Source organism: Haloarcula sp. CBA1131 (assembly GCF_008728975.1).
GTDB classification, from domain to species: domain Archaea; phylum Halobacteriota; class Halobacteria; order Halobacteriales; family Haloarculaceae; genus Haloarcula; species Haloarcula hispanica.
In genome coordinates, this window is sequence record NZ_RPCY01000004.1 from 729,151 (window position 1) to 754,105 (window position 24,955).

Here is a 24,955-nt window from a genome sequence, read left to right on the forward strand (position 1 = left end):
GATGACGGGTCCGCTCGCATCGGTCTATGAACGGTTCGGGAACACCTACCGCGAGTTCGAGTGTTGTGACACGACGTTTCGGATTCAGGCGATGGGCATTCGGGACGAGGCTGGGGCAACTGCGGCCCGAAAAACGGCTGAATCACTCGAAGCCCAGCTGAACACCTTCGATGCGACGAGTGCCGTCAACCAGCTCAACCGTGAAGGAGAAGTCAGGAACGAACACGTTGTCCGAATCGTTCGCCGTGGAATCGAATACAACGACCGAACCGGCGGGGTGTTCGATATTCACCAGGGCCGCGTCGGACAAGGCCTCAAAACGTTCTTGCGTGGTGACAGTGAGACACTGCCAACAGAGTTTGATACCGGAACTGACGATTCGCATGCGACGATCACGTTCTCGGCGCCACGCGAGGAAGCTGAGGACGCTGAGGCCCCCAGCGAGGACGAAGATACCGAGACTGACGTACTGTTCGAGGAGTTGCGCGAGTGGCATGCTTCAGGCGATGGACGCTTCGAGTGTGAACTACTCGGAGGTCGATACAACCAAATCGAGGGAGCAGGTTGTCAAAACGATTGGCGTTCAACCGTCGAATCCAACGAGTGATGCTCCCCAACCCGATTCATCTGAACGCTCCAAGATGAATCGTCGTCGCACAACCCACTGAGCAGTACATTCATTTCAATTCAGCATCAAATAGTTTCTCATGCCTGTCAACGTTCTCATCGCCTTCGACGGCTCCCCGCTTTCAGAGCGGGCGCTCACATACGCTATCGAGACCTTCCCGGACGCGCCCATCACCTCGATTTACGTTATCAATCCTCTCGACTCCGTTATCGATGTCGAGGCTGGCGGCTTACCAGTTGCCGAGGACTGGTACGACAATGCCAAAGAACGAGCAACCAGAATCCACGCGACGGCCACGGACCTCGCGGCGGAACGTGATACCGAACTCGTTACCGTCACGGAAGTCGGAAAACCGGCACGAGCAATCCTCGAATACGCTGACGACCACGATGTCAATCAGATCGTCATGGGCAGCCACGGCCGCTCAGGAATCGACCGTGCACTTCTCGGGAGCGTTGCCGAGACAGTTACCCGCCGAGCGCGAATCCCGGTGACGATCATCAGCTGAAGCATTCGGACCGGGGGAGCAGACGAGAATCCACCGTGTGAAACACCCGCTTCGTACGCAGTCAGACAGAAACACAATGACAGACCGACAATACAAAACCATAGTACAGTACATAGGGAGATCGCGTGACCGTTACTGAGTCGCCTCCGCTATCGACCTGTACCATCCAGATCGAACGACGAGGCGGTCGCGGCGAAGCGGGTGCGCGAGCTCTCGAACGCTACCTTGGAGACACACCCGGTGTCCACGATGTCGACGTCTCGTTCCGAACGGGGAACGTTCGAATCACCTACGACGAGAGCGTCACCTCGGGGGTGCAACTTCGAGAAGCGGTCCGCGACCGCAACGTCTCGATCGAGAACGAGCGCGACACGGCCCCCGACGAGGTGACCACACGCTCGGAACTCAGGCAGGAGGCCGTATTTGTCGGTCTAACCTTGCTCGGGATGGTAACCGGCCTCGCGACAGGATGGCTCAATGGCCCGCCATTCCTCATGTGGGGCGGCTACGGCGTCGCGTACGTCTTCGGCGGGTGGTACGGACTCAAAGGGGCCATCGAGACGCTCCGCCACCGTGCGGTCGACATCGACCTGTTGATGATCGTCGCCGCGCTCGGGGCGCTCTCGATCGGAGCACCCTTCGAGGGTGCGATGCTTCTCTTCCTGTTCTCGCTGTCGAACACGCTCCAACACTACGCAATCGGCCGCTCGCGGCGGGCGATCAAGTCGCTCGTCGAGATGCGACCGGACGAAGCGCAGGTCCTTCGTGACGGTGAGGAGGTCACAGTACCCATCGATGACGTCGATGTCGGTGACGTGTTCGTCGTCCGCCCCGGTGACAGGATTGCGCTCGACGGCGTCGTCACGTCCGGCGAGGGAACGGTCGACCAGGCCTCGCTCACCGGCGAATCCGTCCCGGTACCGAAGGAACCCGACGACGAGGTGTTCGGCGGCACGATCAACGAGAGCGGGAGCCTCGAAATCGAAGTCACACGGCAGGCCCACGAGTCGGCGATCAGCCGCCTTATCACCATGGTCGAACAAGCCCAGAGCGAGAAGGCTCCGACACAGCGGCTCATCGACCGGCTCGAACAACCGTACGTCCTCGGGGTGTTCGGGCTCACAATCGCAGCTATCGCAATTCCACTCGCGCTCGGAAGTGAATTCACGGGGACGTTCTACCGCGCGATGACGCTCATGGTCGCCGCCTCGCCGTGTGCGGTCATCATCTCGACGCCCGCGGCAGTCCTCTCAGCAATCGCCTCCGGTGGCAGGCAGGGCGTGCTGTTCAAGGGAGGCGAACACGTCGAGACAGCAGCGAATATCGACGCAGTCGCCTTCGACAAGACCGGCACACTCACACGGGGCGACACGCAGTTGACCGACGTATTCGTCCGTGATAGTGCGGGGGACGAGACACTAACCGAGGACTCGCTTCTCTCGCTCGCGGCCGCAGTGCAGGCCCGCTCAGAGCATCACCTCGCTCGTGCGACCGTGGCGGCGGCAGACGAACGATCACTCGACACACCCGACGCCGCACGGTTTCAGTCGGTAGCCGGGAAGGGGGTTCGAGCTGATGTCGGCGAGGAAACCATCCATATCGGGAACCGGAGCTACTTCCAGACAGTTCTCGGAGACGAATCAGTCGACGGTCTCAAACCCGGCCTCAGCCGGCTCGAAACCTTAGAGGAAGAGGGAAAAACGAGCGTCCTCGTTGCCCGAGAGAGTCACGTCGACATCAGCGTCTTGGGGTGGCTTGCGTTCACCGATACCGTTCGCCCTGACGCGGCCGAGATGATCGACAAGCTCCGATCGCTCGGCGTGGAGCATATCGTCATGCTGACGGGCGATAACGAGCGCGTCGCACAGCGCATTGCCGACGAGGTCGGCATCGACGAAGTCCAGGCGGAACTGCTACCGGAAGAGAAAGTGGCGACTATCGAAGAGCTGGTCGAACAACACGAGAACGTAGCGATGGTCGGTGACGGTGTTAACGATGCCCCAGCCCTCGCCACAGCGACCCTCGGCATCGCGATGGGGGGTGCAGGGACTGATGTCGCGCTCGATACTGCTGATGTGGTACTGATGGGCGATGATCTCAGCAAGATTCCCTACGTACTCGGCCTCGGCCGCAGGACTCGCCGAACACTCACCATCAATCTCGCCATCGCCTTCGGCGCGATTGCACTCATGGTCGGTACGATCCTCCTCCGTGGAATCCCGCTTCCGCTTGCCGTAGTCGGACACGAGGGGTCAACGGTTCTCGTCTCGCTAAACGGCCTTCGGTTGCTCGGCTTTCGTGGATGAGAAATTGGCCGGTGGGCAAGAGACAGTCATCAACACAGAGGGCGAGTGAACAATCGAAAACGCCTGCATTCGATGGACATTATTATTTCAAAAGGAGTCTTAACCAACAGCCAATTGTAGCCGATCTTGTTGTTGGTTAATCCGGATCACGACAGAATCAGAACGAGTCTAGCGTCGTCGATGTCTCATCTGTAGCAAACAACTCCGCTAACCGCTCGTCCTCTTGAAGTACTTCCTGTGCCAAATCCGCGCGAATCGAAAATTCGTACTCATAGTATGAGCCGCCTTTGGGGCCCTTATTCTGTTCGTCTACGTCTAGGAACCCTTTCAACGTCAACTGTGACAACCGGTCATGAATCGTTCTGTCAGTCCGCACATCCGCATCGATACGCTTTGCAGCCATTACATACTGCTCGTAAATTCGGTTACGCTTGGACGGCGTTTCATCCTCCCGCTCCAACAGTAATAGGGAGTAGAGAGTCAGTTTGCTCTGTGTTGGCAAGCGAGTTAATTCGTCGCGAACTTTATCGCGCTCAACAATCTCGTCTGCCTGTCGCACATGCGCTTCGGTGATGACATCGGACTCCTTATCTCGTGCCAGATCTCCAGCCTTATACAATCGCTTCAGCGCCTGTCGGGCACTTCCAGAGTCTTGTGCGGCAAACGCTGCACACAACGGAATCACATCGCCCGCCAAAATGTCAGACTGTAACTCATAACTGCCATCATCAAGTCGCTGAGCCGAAGTATCGTGAAACGCCTCACCAGCACGCTGTTTCAAGATGTTCCCGAGTTCGTTCGCATCATACGGTGGAAAATGGATCTCTTCGTCAGCGAGACTGTCCTTCACACGCGCTGAGAGGTTATCGCGGAACGTGAAGTCATTCGAGATACCGATTACCCCAACCAGTGTATCTTCAACGTTCTCGTTATCGTTCGCCTGTGGAAGCTTATACAGGATGTCGTCATCATTCCCAATGGCATCAATTTCATCAAGTACGATCAAGCAATGTGTTGCATCGAGTGCTTCCAGCTCATCGAACAACATATTGTAGATCATTCCGCTCGGATACCCGGTCGGTTTGATTTGCTCGGTTGCCGGACGAAATTGATTAATGAGGTTTGCAGCCACCTGGTAACTGCTGTTCAGCGATTTGCAATTTAGCTCAATTACTTGAACGTCGACACCGTCGATATTTTGCTGATCCTCGATCAGTCGTTCAACGACCATCCTCAAGGATAGTGTCTTTCCGACTCCAGTCTGGCCATATGATAGGTTTTTCGGCGGCGCACCGTTAATCACAGGTTTGAGCGCACTCTGGTACTGCTCAAGTTCTGTGTCGCGCTCAATAAGACGGTGCACCAACCCCCGCCCCCCAGATTTCACGAGAGTATCGTTGGAGAGGAGGGGAAGAGAGGGCAAAATGAAACTCTGAATGAGAAGAAGATTTAATATAAGTGGGTCAAAACAGCATCCGTAATACGTTAGGTTCAGTTTAATTCTCTAGTGGAAACTCAGCAAGAAGCGTCAGACATTATTTCTTCCCTCCCCTATAGCAACTCTCATGAAATATGGGGGGCGGGGGAGATATCTACCTGTCTCTTCTATTCAGCAAGGCAGAAAGGAGACCTCAACTTCTCATGGTCAGTTATCGTCGTCAACAAACAATATCCATCGCTAGTAGGTTATATCCATAGGAGTCTACGGTCGCGCTGCTCTGTATTTGATTCCCTGAGAGACCATCAATCCCTCTCCACTCACTGTCTAGACTCCGTGCTTTCTCTGAGTTACTACACAATTGATGACTTGCTCTGCTCAACTACACCCCACATTTCATGAGTTAGGAGCTGCTATTCTTAAACTCTCGTGAAATGTGGGGGGTGGGCAACAAAATGCCGGTTCACTGGCCGATATTAACTCTCGTGAAAACCGGGGGGTCCCACTTCTCTACGGCCGATACAGCAAGACACTATCAAAGTTGAACTACGCCGCCTGCGTAGCGTGTTTGCGTTGGAAATCTCATCTGGAGACTTTCCTGAAAAGAGACAGATCAAAGATAACATCGCAGCTGAAATTATTCAGGTCACACACCCTGTACCACATGAGAGATCTGTTTATCTAACCGAACTCAGGCATCTTGTTTGTTCTAATACATCATGTAGGCGATTGAGCTATTGCCCACAATGTTCGTTTTGTGCAGCCCTCGCAGCCGGCGGCTCCACACGATGTCCAACCCACCAGACGACGCATTGCTGACCGAACTCGCAACCCACCAGAACCGAAAGCTTCTGCTCTGGCAGCTCGCAGCAGACGGACGCTCGTTCTGTGGTATCCAGTTTGTCGCTCGTGAGCGCGACCTGCAGAACGTTTCTATCGACGAACAAGTCCAAGCCTTCGTCGACGATATGCTCTCAGACGGCGAGGTTCGACCAGAATACGACGCGATGACTGACTGGGAAGCCCTGGAAGCGAACCACGGCGACACCGCCGACCAGTACCTCTAGATCGGACTTCGACCCAGCGCGATTTTGTGCTGCCTCGGTGGCTGGAGGCTTTCCAGTATGTTGCCGACAGCCGAACCACCGTTCGACCCGATCTTCGTCGATGAACCGCTGCTTATCCCAAACTATGAAGAAACGATCATCAGCACAGTCGGCTTGCCATTCTACGCCGACGTCACTCGCCCCGATGAAGTACCCGCTGACGAGCACGAGCGAACCATCGACCTTGCGGAACGTATCTTACGCGCCAGCGGCGTCCGAATTGGCTTCGGGCACCACGAGGAAGTCCGAACCTCGATGGAGTCGTGGGCTCCAAATGCTGACGAGGAATGCGATGCTGACTCCGGCTACTGGCGCTCTCATGTCCTCTTGATGTCTCCCCAAGAGATGAACTTCGGACAGCTGGACGGCGAACCCGAGGTGAGGTACAAGAAGGCCAAGACCGTGCTTGCGTGGGCCAGAGAGTGTATCGACAGCGACGTCCTTCAGGAGATCGAGCGGTCCCAAGCCGAGGATATCAAACAAGCGTGGTACGACGCCGCAGAAGCCGAACTGAGCCAGCGTGAGATCGAGCAGTTCGCCGAGGACCCACCGGAAGCGCTCGATGGGTGGACGAGACTTGACGCCGACCACGACGCTGTCAAGGTCGCATACGTCGCTGACAACCATGGGACGCCATCGGTCGCGGCCGTCTTTGAGGGTGCTGACAGCGAATTGGAGGCGCGTGAGTTCACGCTGGAGGAGTGGCAAGAGAACGACGGCAATCCTCGTGCGGCAAGGCCAAATCGGTTCTGTGTCACGACTGATGGCGACGGGGCCTACGCCCAACTCCGGTCCCACCTGTTGACCTTCGAGGTCGAGCCGATGGAGCCACTCGAAGTGTAGATCATTCCTGCGCTGAGCATGGTCATATCCCAGATACACCACACCGTGTTTCGAGTGTAAACACCACTGCTGTCTGGTGGTTTTTCACCGGAAACGGTGGTGTGTGCACGCGTGAGCAGTAGTCATTTGATGATGGCAGTCGCTGATATCCTCAATGCAAGGGTGTAACCGATGCTTGGGGGTGGTCCATTCTTAGAGGGACTCTGAAATTCTTCTCTGAAACATTACTGTCCTGAATGCTTTGGGGTAGGAAAATACTCTGTGCGGTATTATACAACTTCATCTTAGTTAACTAAACCACAATTGATTTACTGACTTCCCCTTCGTATCTATCATATGATGTCGAGATTTATACAATATTTCCCGGAAAGCAGCCGCATGGAATCAGATTCTTCTGTCTGTGTTGGTCCTGCCCTCATGCCGCTCAGCAGCAAGGTGAGTGCCAATGCCTAAACACTGTTCGAGACGGGAACTGCTGGGCGGCGCTGTGGCTGGAGCTGCTGGCCTGGTTGCAGGCTGTAGTAGCTCAAAGGCTGATTCGAAGGACTCATTTACTGTTGCGTTGGCACGGGACCCAACGCGGCAGAAATGGGACCTCTACAATGGTATCACACCGTATTATACGCATGTGTTTGAACCGCTCGTTGACACTACAGCAGAGATGGAAACCGCGCCGCTGCTTGCCACAGAATGGGAGGCCGTCGACGAGACGACGTGGGAGTTTTCCCTACGCAATGGTGTCACATTCCACAACGGAGACCCGCTGACAGCCGACGAGGTTGTCCGCTCCTTTGACCGTGTTTTTGAGCAGTGGTCGTGGGTCCCGGGCTGGATTGGTGTCACGTCTGACGGCGTCACGGCAGTAGATGACACCACTGTTCGGTTCGAGACAACGGACCCCTTCCCCGCGTTTCCTGGCACAATCTCACACCAGTATTTCGGCATTCAACACCCTGATGAAAACGAGACGCCGACTGGGACAGGCCCGTTTGAGGTCGATGAAGTCACGGCAGGACAGTCAATCACGCTTACGCCGTTTGCTGATTATCGAGACGGGACAGCTACCCCCACAGAACTCACTTTTGAGTGGATCAAGGATCCCAACACGCGCGTGCTGTCTCTTGAAAAAGGTTCAGTCGATATCGCACAACAAATCCCGAAAAGCCGGGCTACGGCGCTTGTCGAGGCTTCGGAGACAGGGATCGACACCTATCTCACACCTGAGGCTGGGCTCGTCGCAGTCAATCTGTATCGGTCGCCGACCGATGACGAGCAACTTCGAAAGGCACTCAACTGGGCTGTCGACCAGAGCCAGATCGTCGAGAATGTTCTCAACGATATTGGCAAGCCAGCATATGGACCGATTTCGTCTACTATTCCATGGTCAATTCACGATGAACTCCCGACCTACGGGCCAGACCTAGATCGGGCACGGGACCTCGTTGAGGCGTCCAGATACGACGGCGAAACGCTATCGGTTCTGATCAATAGCAAAAATGCCGACGATAGAACGATCGCACAGACGCTTTCCGGTTGGTTCAAAGAGATAGGCGTCACAAGCGAGATTCGACAGGTCGATCCGGCATCGTTCAACGATAGGTTCACCGCGGGCGAAGCGAACCTGACGCTCGTCGGTTTCGGATCGAATAGCGCTGCCTGTGACTATCTTATTCGGGCAATGTTCCACTCCGAAGGCAGTGACAATCGGAAACGCTACAAGCAAGACGGCACCGGCATCTACAATCCTGGTCCAGAAGTCGACCGCCTCATCGAGCAGGGATATCGGGCAGAAAATCTGGAAGCGAAACGGGACTACTACGGTGAAGTCCAGCGGCGCGTGGTCGATACCGGGGCGGTCATCCCACTGTATTACAACGAGTCCGTCTTCGGCCGGCGGGCGGATGTCTCCGGTATCGACGGCCACCCGGTAGACAACATGATCGAATGGTCTGGTCTCACGCGGGAACAATGAGCAGGGATACCGTGAGTCTCGATGTCCTGCGTTTCAACTCAGGTGTGAACCGTGCTGTTCTGCTGGCCGTCGATGAACGTACCGTCTCTATCCGGTGGTTCAGAGCGACTAGGGCAGCTGGTCTGGACGAGAACTCGAATGTTGCAGACGAAGTGTGATATATAGTATGTATAAATTCACGCGACGACAGACATTGTTTGCAGCTGCAGCCGGTATTTCGGGCCTCAGTGGGTATTGGCTACAAAGCGGTGATAGCGTAGACGATGACACGTTCAGGGTTGGCTCACCCTGGACGCCGGATGCGATAGATCCCGTGGCAAACGGCTGGCTCTGGCGACGCCTCAATGTGCTTGAGCCACTGCTTACCGTCGATTACGACGCGACTGTGTCTCCGGGCTTGGCCACTGACTGGCACATGGTCAACGACAGGACGTGGGAGTTCACACTCCGTGAAGGAGCCACATTCCACGACGGGACTGAGGTGACTGCAGAAACTGTGCTCCCATCGCTCACACGAGCATTCGAATCAAGTTCGATGGCTGCAGTCCCGGTCGAATCAGTCGAAGCCGCTGCTGACCGGACGATTATAATTCAAACTACAGTTCCGTTTTCACCACTGCCAGCACACTGTACCCGTGGGATTACCTGCCCTGTTTCACCGTCTGCAATCGCCAACGATGGGTCAATCACTGAGCCGATCGGTACTGGTCCGTTTCAATTCGAAGACTGGGAGCCGGGCTCGACAATCACAACGACCGCTACCCCGGACTACCACGGGTCGACCGCACACATCGAGACACTAATCTACGAAGGGATCACTGACGACCAGACTCGGCGGCTAAAGCTCGAAAGCGGGGAACTGGATATGGCACGTATTCTTCCGAACAAGGCAGCGGATACACTTGCATCCAGTCCCGATCTCACTGCTCACACGTACAAGATTCCGCGAGCCCGATACCTTGTGTTCGACCTCGACTCTGCACCGTTTGCGGACAAAAAAGTCCGTCGCGCGGTGATGTATGCTATCGACCGGGACCACATCGTTGATTCGTTGCTGAATGGGCTGGGGTCGAAAGCGGTCGGTCCGTTCCCAGCGGATGTAACGGAGTGGGCCGCAGAGTTCGAACCGTACGAATACTCACCTGATAAGGCACGGAGTCTGCTCGCTGAAGCAGGATGGGAACCGGATGGGGGCACCCGTACCCGTGACGGTGACACACTCTCGGTGTCGATCTGGACGTATAATACCCGTCCACTACTGCCCACGATTGCCGAAGTGATACAGACACAGCTTCAGGCGGTTGGCTTCGATGTCGATATTTCAGTCATGGAGTCCTCGACAATCAAAGAGCAAGCAACAAACGGGGAGTTCGATACCGTTCTGTGGTCGAGTTCAGTGCTATGGTATCCCGACCCGGACCGACTGTCTGACCTCGTTCATTCGGAGACGGAGACGATGTTCAGTGGCTACGAGAACGAAGCGGTCGATCAGCACCTCGAAGCAGCTAGGCGGACAGCCGACCGTGACGAGCGGTTCGAGCGATACGCAGCGGTCCAGCGGCGTATGCAACGTGACCTCCCGCTCGGCTGGCTCACCTACTACGCAAACGTCATCGGGACTCGTGCCGACGTCGGGGGATACCAGCCCCATCCCATCGAATCCTGTTATCATCTGGAGGAGGTCACACAGCAGCGATGATCGGGGCGGAACTCTGCAAACGACTGCTGACGATGGCAATCGTTCTGCTGGGCGTGTCGCTGCTCACGTACGGGCTGGTCTTCGTCACACCGGGGGATCCGGCGCGAACGAGTCTGACCCAACAGATGGGTGGACAGGCCCCATCTCAGGATGCAGTCGATCAGTTTCGAGCTGAAAATGGGCTTGACGACCCATTCATAGTCCAGTATGCCCGCTGGATGGGGAACGCACTGCAAGGCGACCTCGGTCAATCGTACTACAGCGACCGGTCTGTCTCTGATATGATTGTCCAACGGTTGCCGAATACAATCGCACTCGCTGTTGCATCGATGCTCGTCGCGCTTGTAATAGCTCTCCCGGCCGGAATTGCCAGCGCGAGTAATCCGGGGAGCCGGACTGACTACGCCGCACAGATCGGCTCGCTAATAGGGGTCTCAATGCCGAACTTCTGGCTTGGCTACCTGCTTATTATCGTCTGTGCGCTCCGTCTCAACCTCCTTCCGGTGGCCGGCGCGGCTGGACCGAAACATCTGGTTCTCCCCTCACTGACGCTTGGCTCTGGAATGGCTGCGGTTATCGCGCGACTGGTTCGAACAGCGATGCTTGATGTTCTGGATGACGCGTACATCCAAGCCGCCAGATCGAAAGGGTTGCGCGAACGGATTCTCGTCTATAAACACGCGCTCCGGAACGCGCTTGTGCCCGTCGTGACGATTATAGGTTTGCAGTTGAGTTACGTCCTTAACGGCGCAGTTGTTATCGAAGTAGTGTTTCAACGGCCGGGCTTGGGGACGTTACTCGTTGATTCAATCTTTGCTCGTGACTACCCGGTCGTACAGGGCGTAACACTGCTAATCGGCGTCATCTTTGTCTTGGTGAACTTTGCAGTCGACCTGACGTATAGCCGACTTGACCCACGAATCGACCTCGGAGGTGAGCACACATGAGCGACCGAACAGCCGACAGAAGAAAGCAGCAAGAAGCCACCAAGCAACCGAGGGGAACTGACGGACTCGCAACGGACCGCCTCGGACAATTCGGAATCGGAGTTGTGCTCACGTTGCTCGTCCTTGCGGCACTTGGACCAGTTGTTTCGCCCTACGATCCAGTCGAACAGGACCTTTCGAACAGGCTTGAATCTCCGTCACTGTCTCATCCGTTCGGGACCGACCAGCTGGGTAGAGACGTACTGACAAGACTCCTTCATGGTGCGCGATTCTCGCTCGGTATCGCCGTCGCTGTAACCACTGTACGACTTATTATGGGGACGGCAGTCGGCCTCCTCGCCGGCTACGCCGGTGGCTGGATTGATGAGACGCTGATGCGACTTGTCGATACACTGCTTGCGTTCCCTGGAATCGTCCTCGCACTTGTCATCGCCGGGATTCTGGGGCCGAGTCTGGTGAACGTGATGCTTGCACTGGCGGTCGTTGGTTGGGCATCGTACGCACGGTTAGTTCGGAGTAGCGTACTCTCGCTTCGAGAGCGTGAGTTTGTAAGCGCCGCACGATTGCTCGGCCGGTCACGAACGCACATCGCAACTCGCCACCTACTCCCGCACGCCGTTGCACCAGTTGTCGTTCTGGCAACGCTTGACATCGGCAGCGTCATTCTCGGCACAGCGGGACTTTCATTCCTTGGGCTGGGCGCACAGCCACCCACACCTGAATGGGGGACAATGCTTGCATCCGGACGCAGCTATCTCAGACAGGCGTGGTGGCTTGTCAACGCTCCGGGCCTCTGTATCATGCTCACCGTGCTCGGCTTCAATCTTCTCGGAGACAGCCTTCGAGATATGCTTTCACCTACGCAGACAGCCCAGATGGAGGAACTGTAGCAATGAGTGAACCACTGCTTCGCGTCGAGAACTTACAGACTCGTTTCGACACTGATCACGGGACTGTCGACGCGGTCAACGGGGTGTCGTTCACCGTCGACCGGGGCGAAATTGTCGGTATACTCGGCGAAAGTGGGAGCGGCAAGTCCGTTACTGCCAGATCAATTTGCCGACTTGAAGACCCGGGAAACATCGTTGGCGGATCCATTACCTTTGCTGAAAGAGAGCTAACAACTGCCACTGAAGCGACACTGCGTCGACTACGTGGAAATAAGCTCTCGATGGTCTTTCAGGACCCGACGGAAAGCTTGAACCCTGTGTTTTCGGTCGGCGAGCAGATCGCAGAATCGGTTCGGATACACGAATCGAGCGGGACACAACGTCTGCTAGATTTCCTCGGTGTGCCACCGTTCCGAGATCGGTCAGCGTGGGAGAACGCACGGGAGCGCGCTATCGAGTTGCTGGACCAAGTAGGCATCCCGAACCCGGAAGCAAATGTGTCGTCATTTCCACACGAGTTTTCTGGTGGTCTCCGGCAACGAGCAGTCCTCGCCATTGCACTGGCAAGTGAACCCGCGTTGCTGGTTGCCGACGAGCCAACAACAGCACTTGACACGACCACACAGGCAGATATTCTCAGTCGATTGCGCTCGCTACGTGACGAACAGAACATCGGCATACTGCTTATCTCCCATGATATCGGTGTGATTGCACAGACATGTGACCGTGTCGTGGTACTCTATGACGGACAGGTAATGGAGGCCGGTCCCGTTGAGCGAATACTGACCGCACCGGAACATCCGTACACGAGAGCACTCCTTTCGTGTTCGGTCCGAAACAGCGACGCTGACAAGCAAGTCCAGTCCGCCATGGCACGTCCACGAGACCCCAGCAGCAGCCACGAGGGCTGTCCGTTTGCCGACCGCTGCCAGTATGTGACCGAAACGTGTCGCTCGGGGCCGATTCCGACGACTGAGGCCGCGTCGGACCACCGACTCGCCTGCGTCGAAGCACCGTTCTCTGAAGCCAAGTTCGTGTCCGAACAGCAGGAGATTCCGGCAGCTAACGGAGGACAACAGAATGACACAGCGTAACCAAACTCCAGATGATGTGCAGTCTGGTACTCCTGTGGTCGAAGTACAAAACGTCTCGAAAGCGTTCTCATCGACACGATCCGTCCTCGGTCGGTTGCGTAGCAGCGACTCACCGGCGAAAGCGGTCTGTGATGTATCCTTAGCCGTCCAACGTGGCGAAACGCTGGGACTTGTTGGTGAGAGTGGCTGCGGGAAATCAACACTCGCGAAACTCATCACCGGGCAGCTCACCCCGGACGATGGGCAAGTTCGTCTCGATGGAACGCGCGTCGGTGACCTCTCAGAGCGTTCCACCGCGCAACGGCGGCGAGTCGGCGTCGTGTTTCAACACGCCCGGGGAAGCTTTGACCCCCGGTGGCCCATCGGTCGGTCAATTGCTGAAGCCAGTAGCGACGCCACCTCGGCTTCCCTACATGACACCGGCCCAGACGAGGTCGCTGAGCTGTTGTGCAGTGTTGATCTTGCGCCAGAAATCGCTGACCGGTATCCCCGGGAACTCTCCGGCGGCCAAATACAGCGCGTCGCTCTCGCCCGAGCTATTGCACACGACCCCGATATAATCGTACTCGATGAACCAGTCTCCGGACTCGACATGGCCACACAGGCGAGAGTTCTTTCGCTTCTCGCAGACATACAACAGCAGTTCGGTGTCGGCTACGTGTTTATTTCCCATGACCTCAATGTCGTCAGGTTCCTCGCTGATAGGGTCGCAGTAATGTATGCTGGCGAGCTCGTCGAAGTCGGGCAAGCAGGCGACCTGTTCCAGTCCCCGAACCATCCCTATACTGAAGCGTTAATCCGTGCGATCCCGAGTGATGACCCACGAGATCCCACGCCAGTGCCGCTTCAGGGTGCTCCTCCTGACCCAGCAGATAGACCGGAAGGCTGCCCATTCCATCCACGTTGTCCGGCCGTGACACAATCCTGTCAGGAACACCATCCATCACTCGAAGAGGTTCGAGAGACACACGTTCGGTGTCTTCATGCTCCGGAAGCGACAGGCGAAACAGACATAAATGAGTCCCACACTGAAGATGGCTCTGAGATGAGTAGATTCTGAGCCCATGAAAACCGATTATTCTACTCAAAGTCAACGTTTTTGTGGGTGCTTTCACCAGTCATCACTGACTTCACTCTCGTCACAGAAGATGTCCTCATCAAGATAATCAACGAGTTACCGGGCAGGTCATGCTCACAACCTCTTCCGTGTCGTCTGTATAAATATTGCCGCCGATCAGCGTGATGACGCCACACAGTGACGGACAGCACAGGGACGGATAGCCAACTCGTCCAGTTTCGCTCTCTGTCGGTTTGTGCTTCCCTCGGGGCCGGGGTTTAAATGCGATGACGACCGCAACCAAGCGTGTGACTGACCGGAATCCTGAGTACGACCCCGCGGATATCCCCGGTGCCGCGAGTTCCGATCCTGAAACGAGAGGAAACGGACAGGAACGAGTCCTCGACTCCACTGGATATCCCGACCGTACAGAGGATGATGCTCGCACCTGTCGGACCTGTGGACAGGCCATTCCACGGGATGAACGCCAGTGTCCGTTCTGTGCTCAAACCGGCATCTCAGAGACTTCGTTCGACGATCAGGATAGCAGCCCACTTGGGGAGTGGACGTTCGGGCGGGTAGTACTCGCGCTCGTCGAAGCGAACACTGACTTCCATGCACGAGCGCTCGGCGCTGCGGCCTTCTCCGTGTCTGATAGTATCGCGAGCGGTGAGGACGTCTCTCATGGAACCGTGAAGTGTCGAGCAGCCTTCGGAACTGAGCCAGCCGCCACTCTCACGAAAGGCTGGCCCGACCTGCCGACCGAAACCACGATCGGCGAGGAATCCGGACAGGCGCTCTTGGAGACAGCCGACGAACAGACCAACTGGGACGGGGATGGGGGCGACGTCCAGCCACGGATCTATCTCGAGGACGGGTCGCCAGTCACCGACCGCTCGGAGTTCCAGCAGCTCACGGATGAGTTCCGGGAGGACGACGGCACGTACTGGCTTGTGCCCGGCGTTGTGAAGCGCCATCAGGCAAGAGCCGAACCGGAGATAGTCGGAATCGGGTTCTACTGTCGCCAGTGTGGCGCCGTGACGGGACACGAATCGTACGGACTCGATGGCTTCGAGTGCCACCCACACCTTGACCGCATGATCTGGACCTGCAGGGAGTGTGGGCAGCACCGACACGAACCCGACCAAGAGGATGACACGGAGGACGTCACGGACTACGAGCATCTTCCCGACGGCGTCTCTCCCGAAGACATCCACGGCGACGAGCCAGACTTCCAGGAGCAGGAATTTCAGGACCAGATCAGTGCCTATCGCAAGCGGATTGGCTCCTTTCCGTGGGAGCGGTAACTATTCCGTTGCTTCAGAAAGAATTTTTGAGTACAGCTCATCAGAGATCCAGAAGCCAGCGTCACGAAGGGCGTCAAGTTCGTGTTTTAATTCAATGTCTCCAGCATTGGCTCCGCGGAGTAGTATCCCGATGACTCCCGTTACCGTCAGGCTGTGTCTCCGAGCGACCTGTCGACCGTCTTTTTCATCCAAAAGGATGAGGTCAGCATCGTGCTCGATGGCATGACAAATAGCAGCTGTTTCCCCGAGATCCAGCTCGTGGAAGATTTCAGTGAAGAGGTGCGACTGTTCGACCTCGGTGATCGTCAGGAACTCATCGTCACGCAACGAGCGAAGCGCGTCTACACCTGCCTCTCCATCAGTGAGTTCGTCCCACACCTGACGCGGAATGGTGATGCTCGAAAACTGCGATTTGAGAAGGGTGAGTTGGTCGATAAGTGCAAGATTCAGCAGCGGTGACGTGTCCGAGACTACAAGCTCGTTATTCGGCATAGTCGAGGTCTTCGGCAAGTTCAGTGTCGGTGTAATGGCGTGGGATTTCGCGGTCTCCGAGTAATGTCTGGAACTCTCGGTGAGACAGTTCTGCCAATGCACGCGCTTTCCCGAACGAAAGGACATCACGCGCGTAAAGCGAGACAGCCAATTCTTGTTTCATTGCCTGCGGCCGCTCTCCCTCAGGAATCTGGAGCGCCTCATACACCTCTTCATCAATTTCGATAGTAGCCATACTCGTCTGTTGGATAACCCGATTATTGAGTGTTTGGCTGCGCTATCCGAATGTGACGTCGTGTAGTCTCACCTGTGTGGTCGAAAACCTCTGTTTTCGTAGATGGGAGTGCAATTTGGTACGATACGATTCGTGTTCGACGTGCATGACCGACCGGTGAACGGCTGAGGTTTTGTGTCTCCCCCGAAGCCGGAGGAGATCATGAGTACCACAGCACCTTCCTTCGAGGAGTATGACTTCGACCGCGGTGACCACGTCAGAACTGACTGGACCGACGGAGACGGCCCACTCGATGCAGTCGTCGGAACCGGTGCAGAAATTTCGTGTTCCGGCGGCAACGTGATCGTCTCTGTCGAGGCTGCCGACGACCAGTATCCCGAGCGCTCGATCTACGGCGGCACACACGATTGCGCTCCCGAGTGGGTCGAATTGCTGTGAGTGACTCCCCCCTCTCGTGAGAGCAATAGCTCCGCTCGCTCGTTGAGAGTGGGGCCTCCACCTCGATTACGGTGGATTACTCGCAGCATTCAGCGGGTCGTAGGAGTCTGCATGATAGGCAACACGCCAGAGTTTGAGAACAGCACGAGTGACGAGTGCTTCGACAGACTGCTTGATGCAGGACTCTTCGATATCGTCTGGATCGGAAGTGGCGTCAGGGGGCGGATGATAGTATTCGAGACCTGGAACGGAGATGTAATCACCGCCATGTGGATGACTGTCCCAGCGGAAATTCACACCGTCAGTGTCCGTATAGTGAAATTTGTAGTCCGCTCGAGTCGTCCACTGAACATCAATTCGGGCGGAGTCAGCACTACGGCGGCCGTCACCGAGTGGGACTTCCAGAACCGTCGGGTTGAGATAGCCGTCTAGCGTTGGCGCTGCGAGCGGCTCTTCTCTCTCGATGATGTCACGAACCGTGAGGAGCGCTGATCGGTCGATCGATCCTCGTAAGGAGTGGAGTTTGTCTGTTCCGTTCCTCTCCACCATCTGCTAGGCGAGAATACTATCGTCAGTTGATCGTGAGTCCCCGTCGACAAACTGTTTGGCATTCGCAATCGAGAGTGATTCCGAACACATGATTGCACGAGCCATCCGCGAGGCAGCTGACGAGCGTGATCTTAGCGCACCTGACGCGACCGACTTCGAGGCGATCAAAGGCGAGGGGTTCGCGCGAGCGTCGAAGGAAACGAGGTGTACGTCGGCGGGCCGAACTTGTTGACTCAACTCGATAGCGATGTCTCCGATCACCTCCAGCGTTTCGCTGATGAGGCCGGCGAGAACGCACAGACAGTGGTGTATCTCGTTCGCGAAGGAGAGTTGATCGCTGCCTTCGCGATGGCCGACGTGATCCGCGAGGAAAGCTACGCTGTCGTCGACGCACTCCACGATCTGGGCATCGAGGTGGCGATGCTGACCGGCGACTCCCAGGACGTCGCCGGAGCGGTCGCCGATGAACTGGGCATCGATACGGTGTTCGCAGAAGTCCTCCCCGAGGACAAGGACGAGAAAGTCCAAGAACTCCAAGACCAGGGCAAGCTTGTGGGGATGGTCGTCGACGGCGTCAACGACGCGTCGGCGCTGACGCGAGCGGACGTCGGCATTGCGATCGGGAGCGGTACCGACGTTGCGGTCCAGTCGGCCGACGTCATCCTCGTCCAGAACAACCCGATGGACGTGGTGCGACTCGTGAAGCTAAGCAAGGCGAGCTACCGGAAGATGCAGGAGAGCATCGTCTGGGCGGCCGGCTACAACGTCTTCGCTATTCCGCTTGCAGCAGGCGTATTGGCACCGATCGGAACTCTGCTGTCCCCCGCTGTAGGTGCGCTTCTGCTGTCTTTGAGTACAGTAATCGTCGCGATCAACGCACAGCTACTCCGCCGCGTGGACCTGTCCATTCCCGAGCTTCCAAGCGGGACACCAGCTACGGAGGCACAGCCCGCGGACTGAGGCCCTTTTGTCTACTACAGGAGGGATTCCTCCGGGATGACCATCGCTTCCGACAGACCGGTGGGTGCTACGCAGGAACCGATTCTTTGCTCTCCAAATACTGGCTTTCCCACTCCTGTCGTGCCTCTATTTCACGCTTACCACGCTGTGTGACTGTGTATACGCTCGTCCGCTTGTCGAGTTCACCCTTCTCGAGCAGTCCTTTGTTGACGAGATCGTCGTGATTCGGATAGAGACGGCCGTGGTTGCTCTCTTGCTCGTGATGGGCCCATGCGGACTTTTCAGTCGCCCCGTCCAAGGACATCGCATGGACGACTCCCCACTCGACGACGTGGACCGGAGCATCTTGCACCAACTTCAGCTCAATGCCCGCCAGACCGATACGGAGATCGGTGAGAGGGTGGATGTGACCTCCACGACGGTCCGAAATCGCCTCGACAAGCTCGAAGGGAAGGGCGTAATCCGGGGCTACCACCCCGAGATCAACTACGAGGAAGCGGGCTACCCCCTCCACGTCATGTTCGTCTGTACAGTCAATCCGAATAAGCTTGACTCGTTGGCCGATCAGATCCTCGATATTCGCGGTGTGGTAACCACCCGCGAGTTGCTTGGGGGCGAACGGAATGTCCACGTCGAGGTCGTCGCCGGCACGGTTAGGGAAATCGAAGAGATCCGCAACGAACTGGCGGACGTGGGCATGACAATCACCAGCTCCGAGATCATCTCCGAGACACAAGTCCAGTCATGGGACCACTTCTATCCACAGTCGGGGCCCGGCGCGCGGCAGGATGACGGCACCGACGACGGGTCGGTCACCGATCAAGGATAACCGGGAGACCGATTGAAATTTTCAAATATCTCCGCGTCTACCGGCACTGAAATCACATTCTAATTTCAAAATATCCACCGATAGCCAGTTTGAGTTGGAATTTCCAAATATGACAACTGTGTGGGTAACCGACTTTATTCGTGTCGGCGTCCTTACTACGGTATGTCCGAATCGACCGAAACGGTGACCAATTCCGTCACTATATTGACAGGTTCTGTCGTTGGTACCTCTCTCAGTCAGTCAAACTTGACAGGACCACCTAATGACAGCTGAACAACTCAAAGCCGAGACGGTAACTCTGCTCCAGGACCTCGGGCTGAAGGAGTACGAGGCGCGGAGTTTCTTGACATTGACCCAACTCTCGACGGGGACGGCCAAGCAAATCAGTGAGGCTTCGGAGGTTCCGCGGACCCGGGTGTACGACGCTGTCCGAGTGCTGGAGTCAAAGGGGCTGGTCGAAGTGCAGCACTCCAGCCCTCAACAGTTTCGCGCGGTCAGCATCGAAGAGGCGACCGCGATCCTGCGTCAACAGTACGACACGCGGATCGACAGCCTCCAGTCACACCTCGAAGCGCTCGACCCCCAGCCGGAGGGCGAGAACAACGACCGAATGCAGGAGGTATGGGCGCTGTCCGGCCACGATGGCATCGAGTCCCGGACACACACGCTGCTTGAGGACGCCAACTCGGAGATCGTCCTGCTGGTCGTCGAGGAGGAACTTCTGACGGAGGCGCTGTACGACCGACTCCACGATGCAGTCGACCGCGGCGTCGACGTGATCATCGGTGGCCAGACGGACGCAATCATTGCCAAACTCGGTACCGAGCTGCCATCCGTGAAGGTGTTCGAAACCGAATTGGACTGGCTCCTGGGTCCCACGAGTAACGACGAGATTGCCATCAGCCGCCTGCTGTTGGTCGACCGCACGACGTTGCTGGTCAGTTCCTTCTACCCGGACGCCGACCCCGACGAATCACACGAACAGGCGGTCTTCGCCAACGGCCTGGAGAACGGTATCGTCGTCCTCCTTCGCCGGATAATCTCCTCGGGTCGGCTCCCCGTGGTGAACCCGGTGAGGTAGCCAGTCAGCGCTGCTCTGGCCAGACTGCGCGAACAGAGTGAGTATTACAGACACTGTACTGAGGGATTGCATTGTCAACGCCTTGGAAAAATCACATGCTGTACTCGCATCCTGTATTCAACACGGCCGGTGAAACCTATCACCGGCAGAGACTTTCAAAAGTCCGTTGCTGAGTAGAAATCATTCCTTCTGAATCCCCGTCGAGCAATTTCTGAAACTACAGCATTATCACGGGATTTCTCGGGATGCCTTCTACGCGCTCAAATCGGTACGACACGGCTCATCTGCTATTTGAGGGTGTCATTTCGGCTTGCAGATCGCGGTTTTCGTCCAAAGAGAGAGGCGATATGCTGTGTGCGAAGGCCGCCGGTTCTCTTCGGCTGAGGGGATGTCACAGGGAGAGTGGACTCGCGAACCGATCAGTTTTAGTGTATGAGATGGACGGGTGCGTTTCGGTGTGTCTGTTTCCCCCGCGAGATGGTGGCGGGGCGCATCACATGCCCCCGATTGACAATGGCTTCGGAACAACGCAGCGAAACACGAGCAGCGCATCAAGCGGACAGAACTCCTGACGGTGAGCCGACGATCTCGACCGATCGACCGGGATCACACGCCGGTCGTCACCCTCGTGGAGTGTACTCTCGGCGAGCTCACGCACGAGGCCGTGGGCGCCGTCAACTCGCACAAGACCGAGATAATCACCGAGTACAGACAGTCGCCTTCTTCTCGAATGTCCCGAACCGCTCGTCCTCGTAGGTTTCGGGGTTTTAGGCGTGTGCGGCTTCGACCGACTCGTCATCCATTTCGTTTTGGTACGGTAGCTGTGAATATAATCACACTGGTCGTAGGTGGTATCGGGTCGTCGTGTGGAATCCAGAGATCTATTACCGTGAGTGGCCTGTTTCAATCAAGAAGCATGGGGAACGATTTTCGCGAGACCACTGGAACGACGGAGAGAGTGACGGAATTGGTCGCCGCTTTCGAGGACGGGCGGGCGGGCGATGCCGAATTCGAGGCGTTGCGGGAGTTGCTCGCGACCGAAGACGCCAGGGACCGAGACGTCGCCATGTCTGGCATTCGTTCGGTCGGCATCGTCGACGAGGAACGAACCGAGGCGGCCGTCGACGTGTTGCTGGGGCACTGTTTCGACCAGCCCAGGCGAGTCCGCGAACCCGCCGCCGAGAACCTCTCGGACGTCGGTCGCGAGCAGAACCCGGCAGTGCTCCGCCCCGCCGTCGACACCCTTCGGGAGCGGCTCCACGACGCCCACGAGTCGACCCGGAGAGAGGCACTGTTCGCCCTCAGGGAACTGTGCAAGCACCACGCCGAACTGTTCGTGCCGCTCGTCGACGATCTCCGGGTCCGTCTCGACGACGGCGAGGCGTGGGTCCGGGAACACACACTGGCCGTTCTGGGGGAGATCGCCGCAGAGCGACCCGAAGCTATCACCCCGCCGTTCGACGATTTCGAGGCGTGCCTGGACGACGACGTCCCGAAAGTACGGTCCAAAGCGGTCCTGCGGCTCGGCTCTCTCGCGGAAACGCATCCGGATGCGGACCGTCCTTCCATCGATGACTTCCGGGCGTGTCTGGGCGACGACAGCTGGACGGTCCGTTCCAGCGCGGCCAGTGCGCTCGCTTCGCTCGCGGAGACGCGCCCGGATGCGGTTCGACCCGTCATCGACGGCATCCTCGCATTGCTGTCGCCACCCGCTGCGTTCGTCGGACCCGGTCCCAGGGGTGAACAGACATCCATCACACTGGCGCTCGGGCGGCTGGGTGTGACCTTCCCACGCGAGGCACCCCGTATCGCCTCGACACTCCAGAGCATCTTCGACGAAGAAGGTGCTGGAAACACCACGTTCGAACCCATATACGAATCGATCACCCGTGAGCTAGAGACGATTGCACAAGCCCACCCGGAGGCGGTCGTGCCCGCCATCGATGACCTTACCGCCAGCCTCGACGCGTCGAGGATCGAACGCCGTCGTTCTGCGGCCAGGGCACTCACGGCGGTCGGACGGACCCACCCCGACGAGGTTCGCCCCGCCGTCGAGAACTTAGAGGCCCGTCTCGAAGACGAGGATCCGTGGGTGCGTATGGAGGCGACCGAGGCACTGCTGGCGCTGGACGTGGTGGACTCCGAAACGGAATCGGCGGCTGAGGAGATCTGCGCGCTCTTTCTCGCCGCCGCGGACTCCCAGGAGGCGATCGACCGGTTCGTCGCCGCAGAGCCTACCGTGGGGGCGCTGGTGGTCACCGAACTACGATCCCGTGTCGGCGACATGGATTCGGTCGACGAGAAGCCCTCCGTGGCAGCGGCATTCCGGACGATCAGTACCATCGACGACGCCTATCGCTATCTGAGTCCTATCTCGATCTGAGCTTCGGTCTTCGTCACTGCACTGGCTCACTCGGATATCGCATTGCGGGCTGCCGTCTCATGGATGTCGTCCACTTTCCAAGACTTAATCCTCTATTCAGTCAGATTGGTATCTTTATCTTGTATTTGCAACCCTTTAGTTCATAAAATTGATTTTGTATTTCCAAACTCGGGTTTTTATTGTTAATATCTCTCGTTTTCACTCTAACTTATGCACTCTAGTTCCATTACCGATGATGTCGATAAGGCACATTATAACCTCCCAAAGGTCGTCACCACGGGCGACAGATTGGTGCCCTCGTTGGTTTCGAGAAGAACAAATTGAAGCTCTTGGATACCAGAATCCAGCACGAAGAATAACACTGATCAATTAAATCTTTAAACAAAGCACCAGTATTCAATCTGAAGGGCGTTATTTTGTATATAATACATGCGTAATTATAACTATTTGATCTCGGTTAGATACACCTTTTATTCCATCTCTTTACTTTTCTATTCCTTTTAGTAATAACATACGTACAGCTGTTATCGGTTGGTATCTCTTCGTCAGATAACCTCTTGTCACGTCGAACCGACGTGCAACCATGGCGTTCCCAATTCGCGTCAACGACGTGATGAGCAGTCCGGTCGAGACGGCGTCGCCTGAAACAACTGCCAGTACTGCCGCCGGCCGGTGTCACGCGGGCTCAATCGGGTCACTAGTCGTCGTCGAGGACGGAGAGGTCCTCGGCATCGTCACCAGCGACGACTTCGTGCGACTCCTCAGCGAGGAGTCGAGCCCGGAAGAGCGCTCGCTTTCGGAGTTTATGTCAACCCACGTTGTTTCGGTCGATGCGAGCGCCACCCTCGGCGCCGCGGTCGAAACAATGTTTGAGCATGATATCGCCCGGTTGGTCGTCTTCGATGGAGACGAGCTAGTTGGGCTGGTCAGCACTGACGATATCGTCCGTCACGTCCCGCAAATCCTCCAGCGGCGGGTAATCGAAGGCCACGAACAACAGACTGCCAACTACTACCGACATCAGGAGACTGCTTACGAAAAAAACGACTGGGACGTTGAGGGTACGGGACTCGACGACCACCACGTCAACGTCGGTGACAGAGTCGAGTTTTCGAAGACGATCAGCGAACAAGACGTGAGGACCTTCGCTGCCGCCAGTGGCGACACAAACCGGCTTCATCTCGACGAGGAGTACGCCAGCCAGACGCGGTTCGGCCGGCGAATCGTCCACGGGACGCTTGTCGGTGGATTGATCAGTGCTGCGTTGGCTCGTTTCCCCGGTGTAACTATATACATCTCACAGGACCTCTCGTTCCTAAAACCGGCCGACATCGATGTTCGCCTTACCGCAGTCTGTGAGGTTGTCGAGGACCTCGGCAGGAACAAATACCAGCTCACGACGGACGTGCTCAACGAGGACGGCGAACCGATAATTGAGGGCCAGGCCGCCGTCCTGATCGACGAGACGCCGGAGACAGGTCAGGTCACCGTCGAGGTCCTCGCCAGCGGGTGACCGAGCAGTTATAGTAACAATTAAACGATTTACACACTGATCGCACTGCTGCCATGCGATCAAGTGTGCATTGATTTCCAATGGCTACTATAGCAGACGCCTCCATCTGTTGTCTATCGGGAAACTATGAGACAGCACACGGAATTATGTCACTCGATAGCATACTCTGATATGGAATGACTATCGACGAACTCACCGACTTCGGGTTGCACAAGATGACCGACGAGGAGGTAGAGGGGTTTCTCTCTAGCCAGAGTATGGGAACGCTGGGACTCCCAACAGACGTCGAACCCTACCTGATTCCGATGACCTACGGGTATAATGGAGGGGGGCGTCTCTACTTCTACTTCATCGGAGACAACGGAAGTCGGAAAATGGAGTTGGCCAACCAGGCAGAGTCGGCGGCATTCCTCGTGTACAGTGCGGAGACAGCGTTTAACTGGGAGAGCGTCGGACTCATCGGGACGATTCAGAAACTCCCGGAAGACAGACGTGGTGAACTCGACGAGACGACGACGCCAACGTGGCGCCCGGAACTGTTCGAGACCGCGAGTGACTCGCTTGAAACACAGATATACGAGTTCCAGATCGAGGAATGGACCGGCGTTCGACACACTGGTCTCCCGCCGGGATTTTATAACTGAATGCGTCCCCTCCTCGGAATGAATCGGGCTGCTCGG

At 56.7% G+C, this 24,955-nt stretch carries 23 protein-coding genes and 1 pseudogene; 19 read left to right on the top strand and 5 right to left on the bottom strand.

The window, feature by feature from the left end; genetic code table 11:
• Position 1 precedes the first annotated feature (1 nt).
• The 3 genes from Har1131_RS21275 (at position 2) to Har1131_RS21285 (ending at position 3,442) form a co-directional block, all read left to right on the top strand.
• Positions 2 to 607, top strand: a complete 606-nt coding sequence (locus Har1131_RS21275; protein ID WP_079980838.1) for an FAD:protein FMN transferase — start codon at positions 2 to 4, stop codon at positions 605 to 607.
• 100 nt (positions 608 to 707) lie between these two features.
• Positions 708 to 1,136 (top strand): universal stress protein, encoded by a 429-nt coding sequence (locus Har1131_RS21280; RefSeq protein ID WP_050036494.1) that lies wholly within the window; start codon positions 708 to 710, stop codon positions 1,134 to 1,136.
• Between the two features lie 125 nt (positions 1,137 to 1,261).
• Positions 1,262 to 3,442 carry a cation-translocating P-type ATPase gene (locus tag Har1131_RS21285; protein ID WP_151148453.1) on the top strand — a complete coding sequence of 727 codons (2,181 nt, stop codon included), beginning with the start codon at positions 1,262 to 1,264 and terminating at the stop codon, positions 3,440 to 3,442.
• A gap of 157 nt (positions 3,443 to 3,599) precedes the next feature.
• Here Har1131_RS21285 and Har1131_RS21290 read toward each other — a convergent pair whose 3' ends face one another.
• A complete protein-coding gene (locus Har1131_RS21290; protein ID WP_370455100.1) occupies positions 3,600 to 4,805 on the bottom strand; it encodes a Cdc6/Cdc18 family protein in 1,206 nt (401 codons plus the stop codon).
• A gap of 863 nt (positions 4,806 to 5,668) precedes the next feature.
• Between Har1131_RS21290 and Har1131_RS21295 the strand changes: the two genes are divergently transcribed.
• The 9 genes from Har1131_RS21295 (at position 5,669) to Har1131_RS21335 (ending at position 15,795) form a co-directional block, all read left to right on the top strand.
• Positions 5,669 to 5,947 (top strand): hypothetical protein, encoded by a 279-nt coding sequence (locus Har1131_RS21295; RefSeq protein ID WP_014030997.1) that lies wholly within the window; start codon positions 5,669 to 5,671, stop codon positions 5,945 to 5,947.
• Positions 5,948 to 6,004: 57 nt separating this feature from the next.
• Positions 6,005 to 6,829, top strand: coding sequence for a hypothetical protein (locus Har1131_RS21300; RefSeq protein ID WP_050036496.1), 825 nt, complete (start codon positions 6,005 to 6,007; stop codon positions 6,827 to 6,829).
• Positions 6,830 to 7,490: 661 nt separating this feature from the next.
• Entirely contained in the window at positions 7,491 to 8,801 is a 1,311-nt protein-coding gene (locus Har1131_RS21305; RefSeq protein WP_225308230.1) for an ABC transporter substrate-binding protein, read from the top strand.
• Between the two features lie 166 nt (positions 8,802 to 8,967).
• Positions 8,968 to 10,500 carry an ABC transporter substrate-binding protein gene (locus tag Har1131_RS21310; RefSeq protein ID WP_151148457.1) on the top strand — a complete coding sequence of 511 codons (1,533 nt, stop codon included), beginning with the start codon at positions 8,968 to 8,970 and terminating at the stop codon, positions 10,498 to 10,500.
• Complete coding sequence (gene nikB / locus Har1131_RS21315) at positions 10,497 to 11,447, top strand: nickel ABC transporter permease (protein WP_151148459.1); 951 nt, start codon at positions 10,497 to 10,499, stop codon at positions 11,445 to 11,447. Before Har1131_RS21310 ends, nikB begins: the two co-directional genes overlap by 4 nt.
• A complete protein-coding gene (nikC, locus tag Har1131_RS21320) occupies positions 11,444 to 12,337 on the top strand; it encodes a nickel transporter permease (RefSeq protein ID WP_129754837.1) in 894 nt (297 codons plus the stop codon). Before nikB ends, nikC begins: the two co-directional genes overlap by 4 nt.
• A gap of 2 nt (positions 12,338 to 12,339) precedes the next feature.
• Entirely contained in the window at positions 12,340 to 13,431 is a 1,092-nt protein-coding gene (locus Har1131_RS21325) for an ABC transporter ATP-binding protein (protein ID WP_050036499.1), read from the top strand.
• The gene (locus tag Har1131_RS21330) at positions 13,418 to 14,491 is read left to right on the top strand and encodes an ABC transporter ATP-binding protein (RefSeq protein ID WP_191907528.1); all 1,074 of its coding nucleotides are present in this window, start codon (positions 13,418 to 13,420) and stop codon (positions 14,489 to 14,491) included. The genes Har1131_RS21325 and Har1131_RS21330 overlap by 14 nt, the downstream gene beginning before the upstream one ends.
• 284 nt (positions 14,492 to 14,775) lie before the next feature.
• Positions 14,776 to 15,795: a hypothetical protein gene (locus Har1131_RS21335; RefSeq protein WP_151148461.1), complete on the top strand. Its 1,020-nt coding sequence runs from the start codon at positions 14,776 to 14,778 to the stop codon at positions 15,793 to 15,795.
• Here Har1131_RS21335 and Har1131_RS21340 read toward each other — a convergent pair whose 3' ends face one another.
• Both Har1131_RS21340 and Har1131_RS21345 read right to left on the bottom strand, forming a co-directional pair.
• Positions 15,796 to 16,287, bottom strand: coding sequence for a DUF3368 domain-containing protein (locus Har1131_RS21340; RefSeq protein ID WP_050036502.1), 492 nt, complete (start codon positions 16,285 to 16,287; stop codon positions 15,796 to 15,798).
• A complete protein-coding gene (locus tag Har1131_RS21345; protein ID WP_050036503.1) occupies positions 16,277 to 16,522 on the bottom strand; it encodes a UPF0175 family protein in 246 nt (81 codons plus the stop codon). The genes Har1131_RS21340 and Har1131_RS21345 overlap by 11 nt, the downstream gene beginning before the upstream one ends.
• A 201-nt stretch (positions 16,523 to 16,723) precedes the next feature.
• On the opposite strand from Har1131_RS21345, the gene Har1131_RS21350 reads away from it, so the two are divergent.
• Positions 16,724 to 16,960 carry a hypothetical protein gene (locus Har1131_RS21350; RefSeq protein WP_050036504.1) on the top strand — a complete coding sequence of 79 codons (237 nt, stop codon included), beginning with the start codon at positions 16,724 to 16,726 and terminating at the stop codon, positions 16,958 to 16,960.
• Between the two features lie 66 nt (positions 16,961 to 17,026).
• Here Har1131_RS21350 and Har1131_RS22900 read toward each other — a convergent pair whose 3' ends face one another.
• The gene (locus Har1131_RS22900) at positions 17,027 to 17,509 is read right to left on the bottom strand and encodes a hypothetical protein (RefSeq protein ID WP_014030985.1); all 483 of its coding nucleotides are present in this window, start codon (positions 17,507 to 17,509) and stop codon (positions 17,027 to 17,029) included.
• A gap of 55 nt (positions 17,510 to 17,564) precedes the next feature.
• Between Har1131_RS22900 and Har1131_RS21360 the strand changes: the two are divergent.
• Positions 17,565 to 18,469, top strand: a pseudogene (locus tag Har1131_RS21360) (HAD-IC family P-type ATPase); the annotation flags it as partial.
• Positions 18,470 to 18,536: 67 nt separating this feature from the next.
• Here the strand turns inward: Har1131_RS21360 and Har1131_RS21365 are convergent.
• Positions 18,537 to 18,773: a helix-turn-helix transcriptional regulator gene (locus tag Har1131_RS21365; RefSeq protein WP_023842948.1), complete on the bottom strand. Its 237-nt coding sequence runs from the start codon at positions 18,771 to 18,773 to the stop codon at positions 18,537 to 18,539.
• A 3-nt stretch (positions 18,774 to 18,776) separates the two neighbouring features.
• On the opposite strand from Har1131_RS21365, the gene Har1131_RS21370 reads away from it, so the two are divergent.
• The 5 genes from Har1131_RS21370 to Har1131_RS21390 all read left to right on the top strand — a co-directional run bounded on the left by Har1131_RS21370 (position 18,777) and on the right by Har1131_RS21390 (position 24,919).
• On the top strand, positions 18,777 to 19,298 hold the full coding sequence (locus Har1131_RS21370; RefSeq protein WP_023842947.1) for an Lrp/AsnC family transcriptional regulator: 522 nt from the start codon (positions 18,777 to 18,779) through the stop codon (positions 19,296 to 19,298).
• A gap of 262 nt (positions 19,299 to 19,560) precedes the next feature.
• Positions 19,561 to 20,379, top strand: coding sequence for a TrmB family transcriptional regulator (locus Har1131_RS21375; RefSeq protein WP_050036505.1), 819 nt, complete (start codon positions 19,561 to 19,563; stop codon positions 20,377 to 20,379).
• Positions 20,380 to 21,295: 916 nt separating this feature from the next.
• Positions 21,296 to 22,762: a HEAT repeat domain-containing protein gene (locus Har1131_RS21380; protein WP_050036506.1), complete on the top strand. Its 1,467-nt coding sequence runs from the start codon at positions 21,296 to 21,298 to the stop codon at positions 22,760 to 22,762.
• A gap of 583 nt (positions 22,763 to 23,345) precedes the next feature.
• Entirely contained in the window at positions 23,346 to 24,275 is a 930-nt protein-coding gene (locus Har1131_RS21385; RefSeq protein ID WP_151148280.1) for a CBS domain-containing protein, read from the top strand.
• 176 nt (positions 24,276 to 24,451) lie between these two features.
• On the top strand, positions 24,452 to 24,919 hold the full coding sequence (locus Har1131_RS21390) for a pyridoxamine 5'-phosphate oxidase family protein (RefSeq protein WP_014030979.1): 468 nt from the start codon (positions 24,452 to 24,454) through the stop codon (positions 24,917 to 24,919).
• The last annotated feature ends 36 nt before the right edge of the window (positions 24,920 to 24,955 follow it).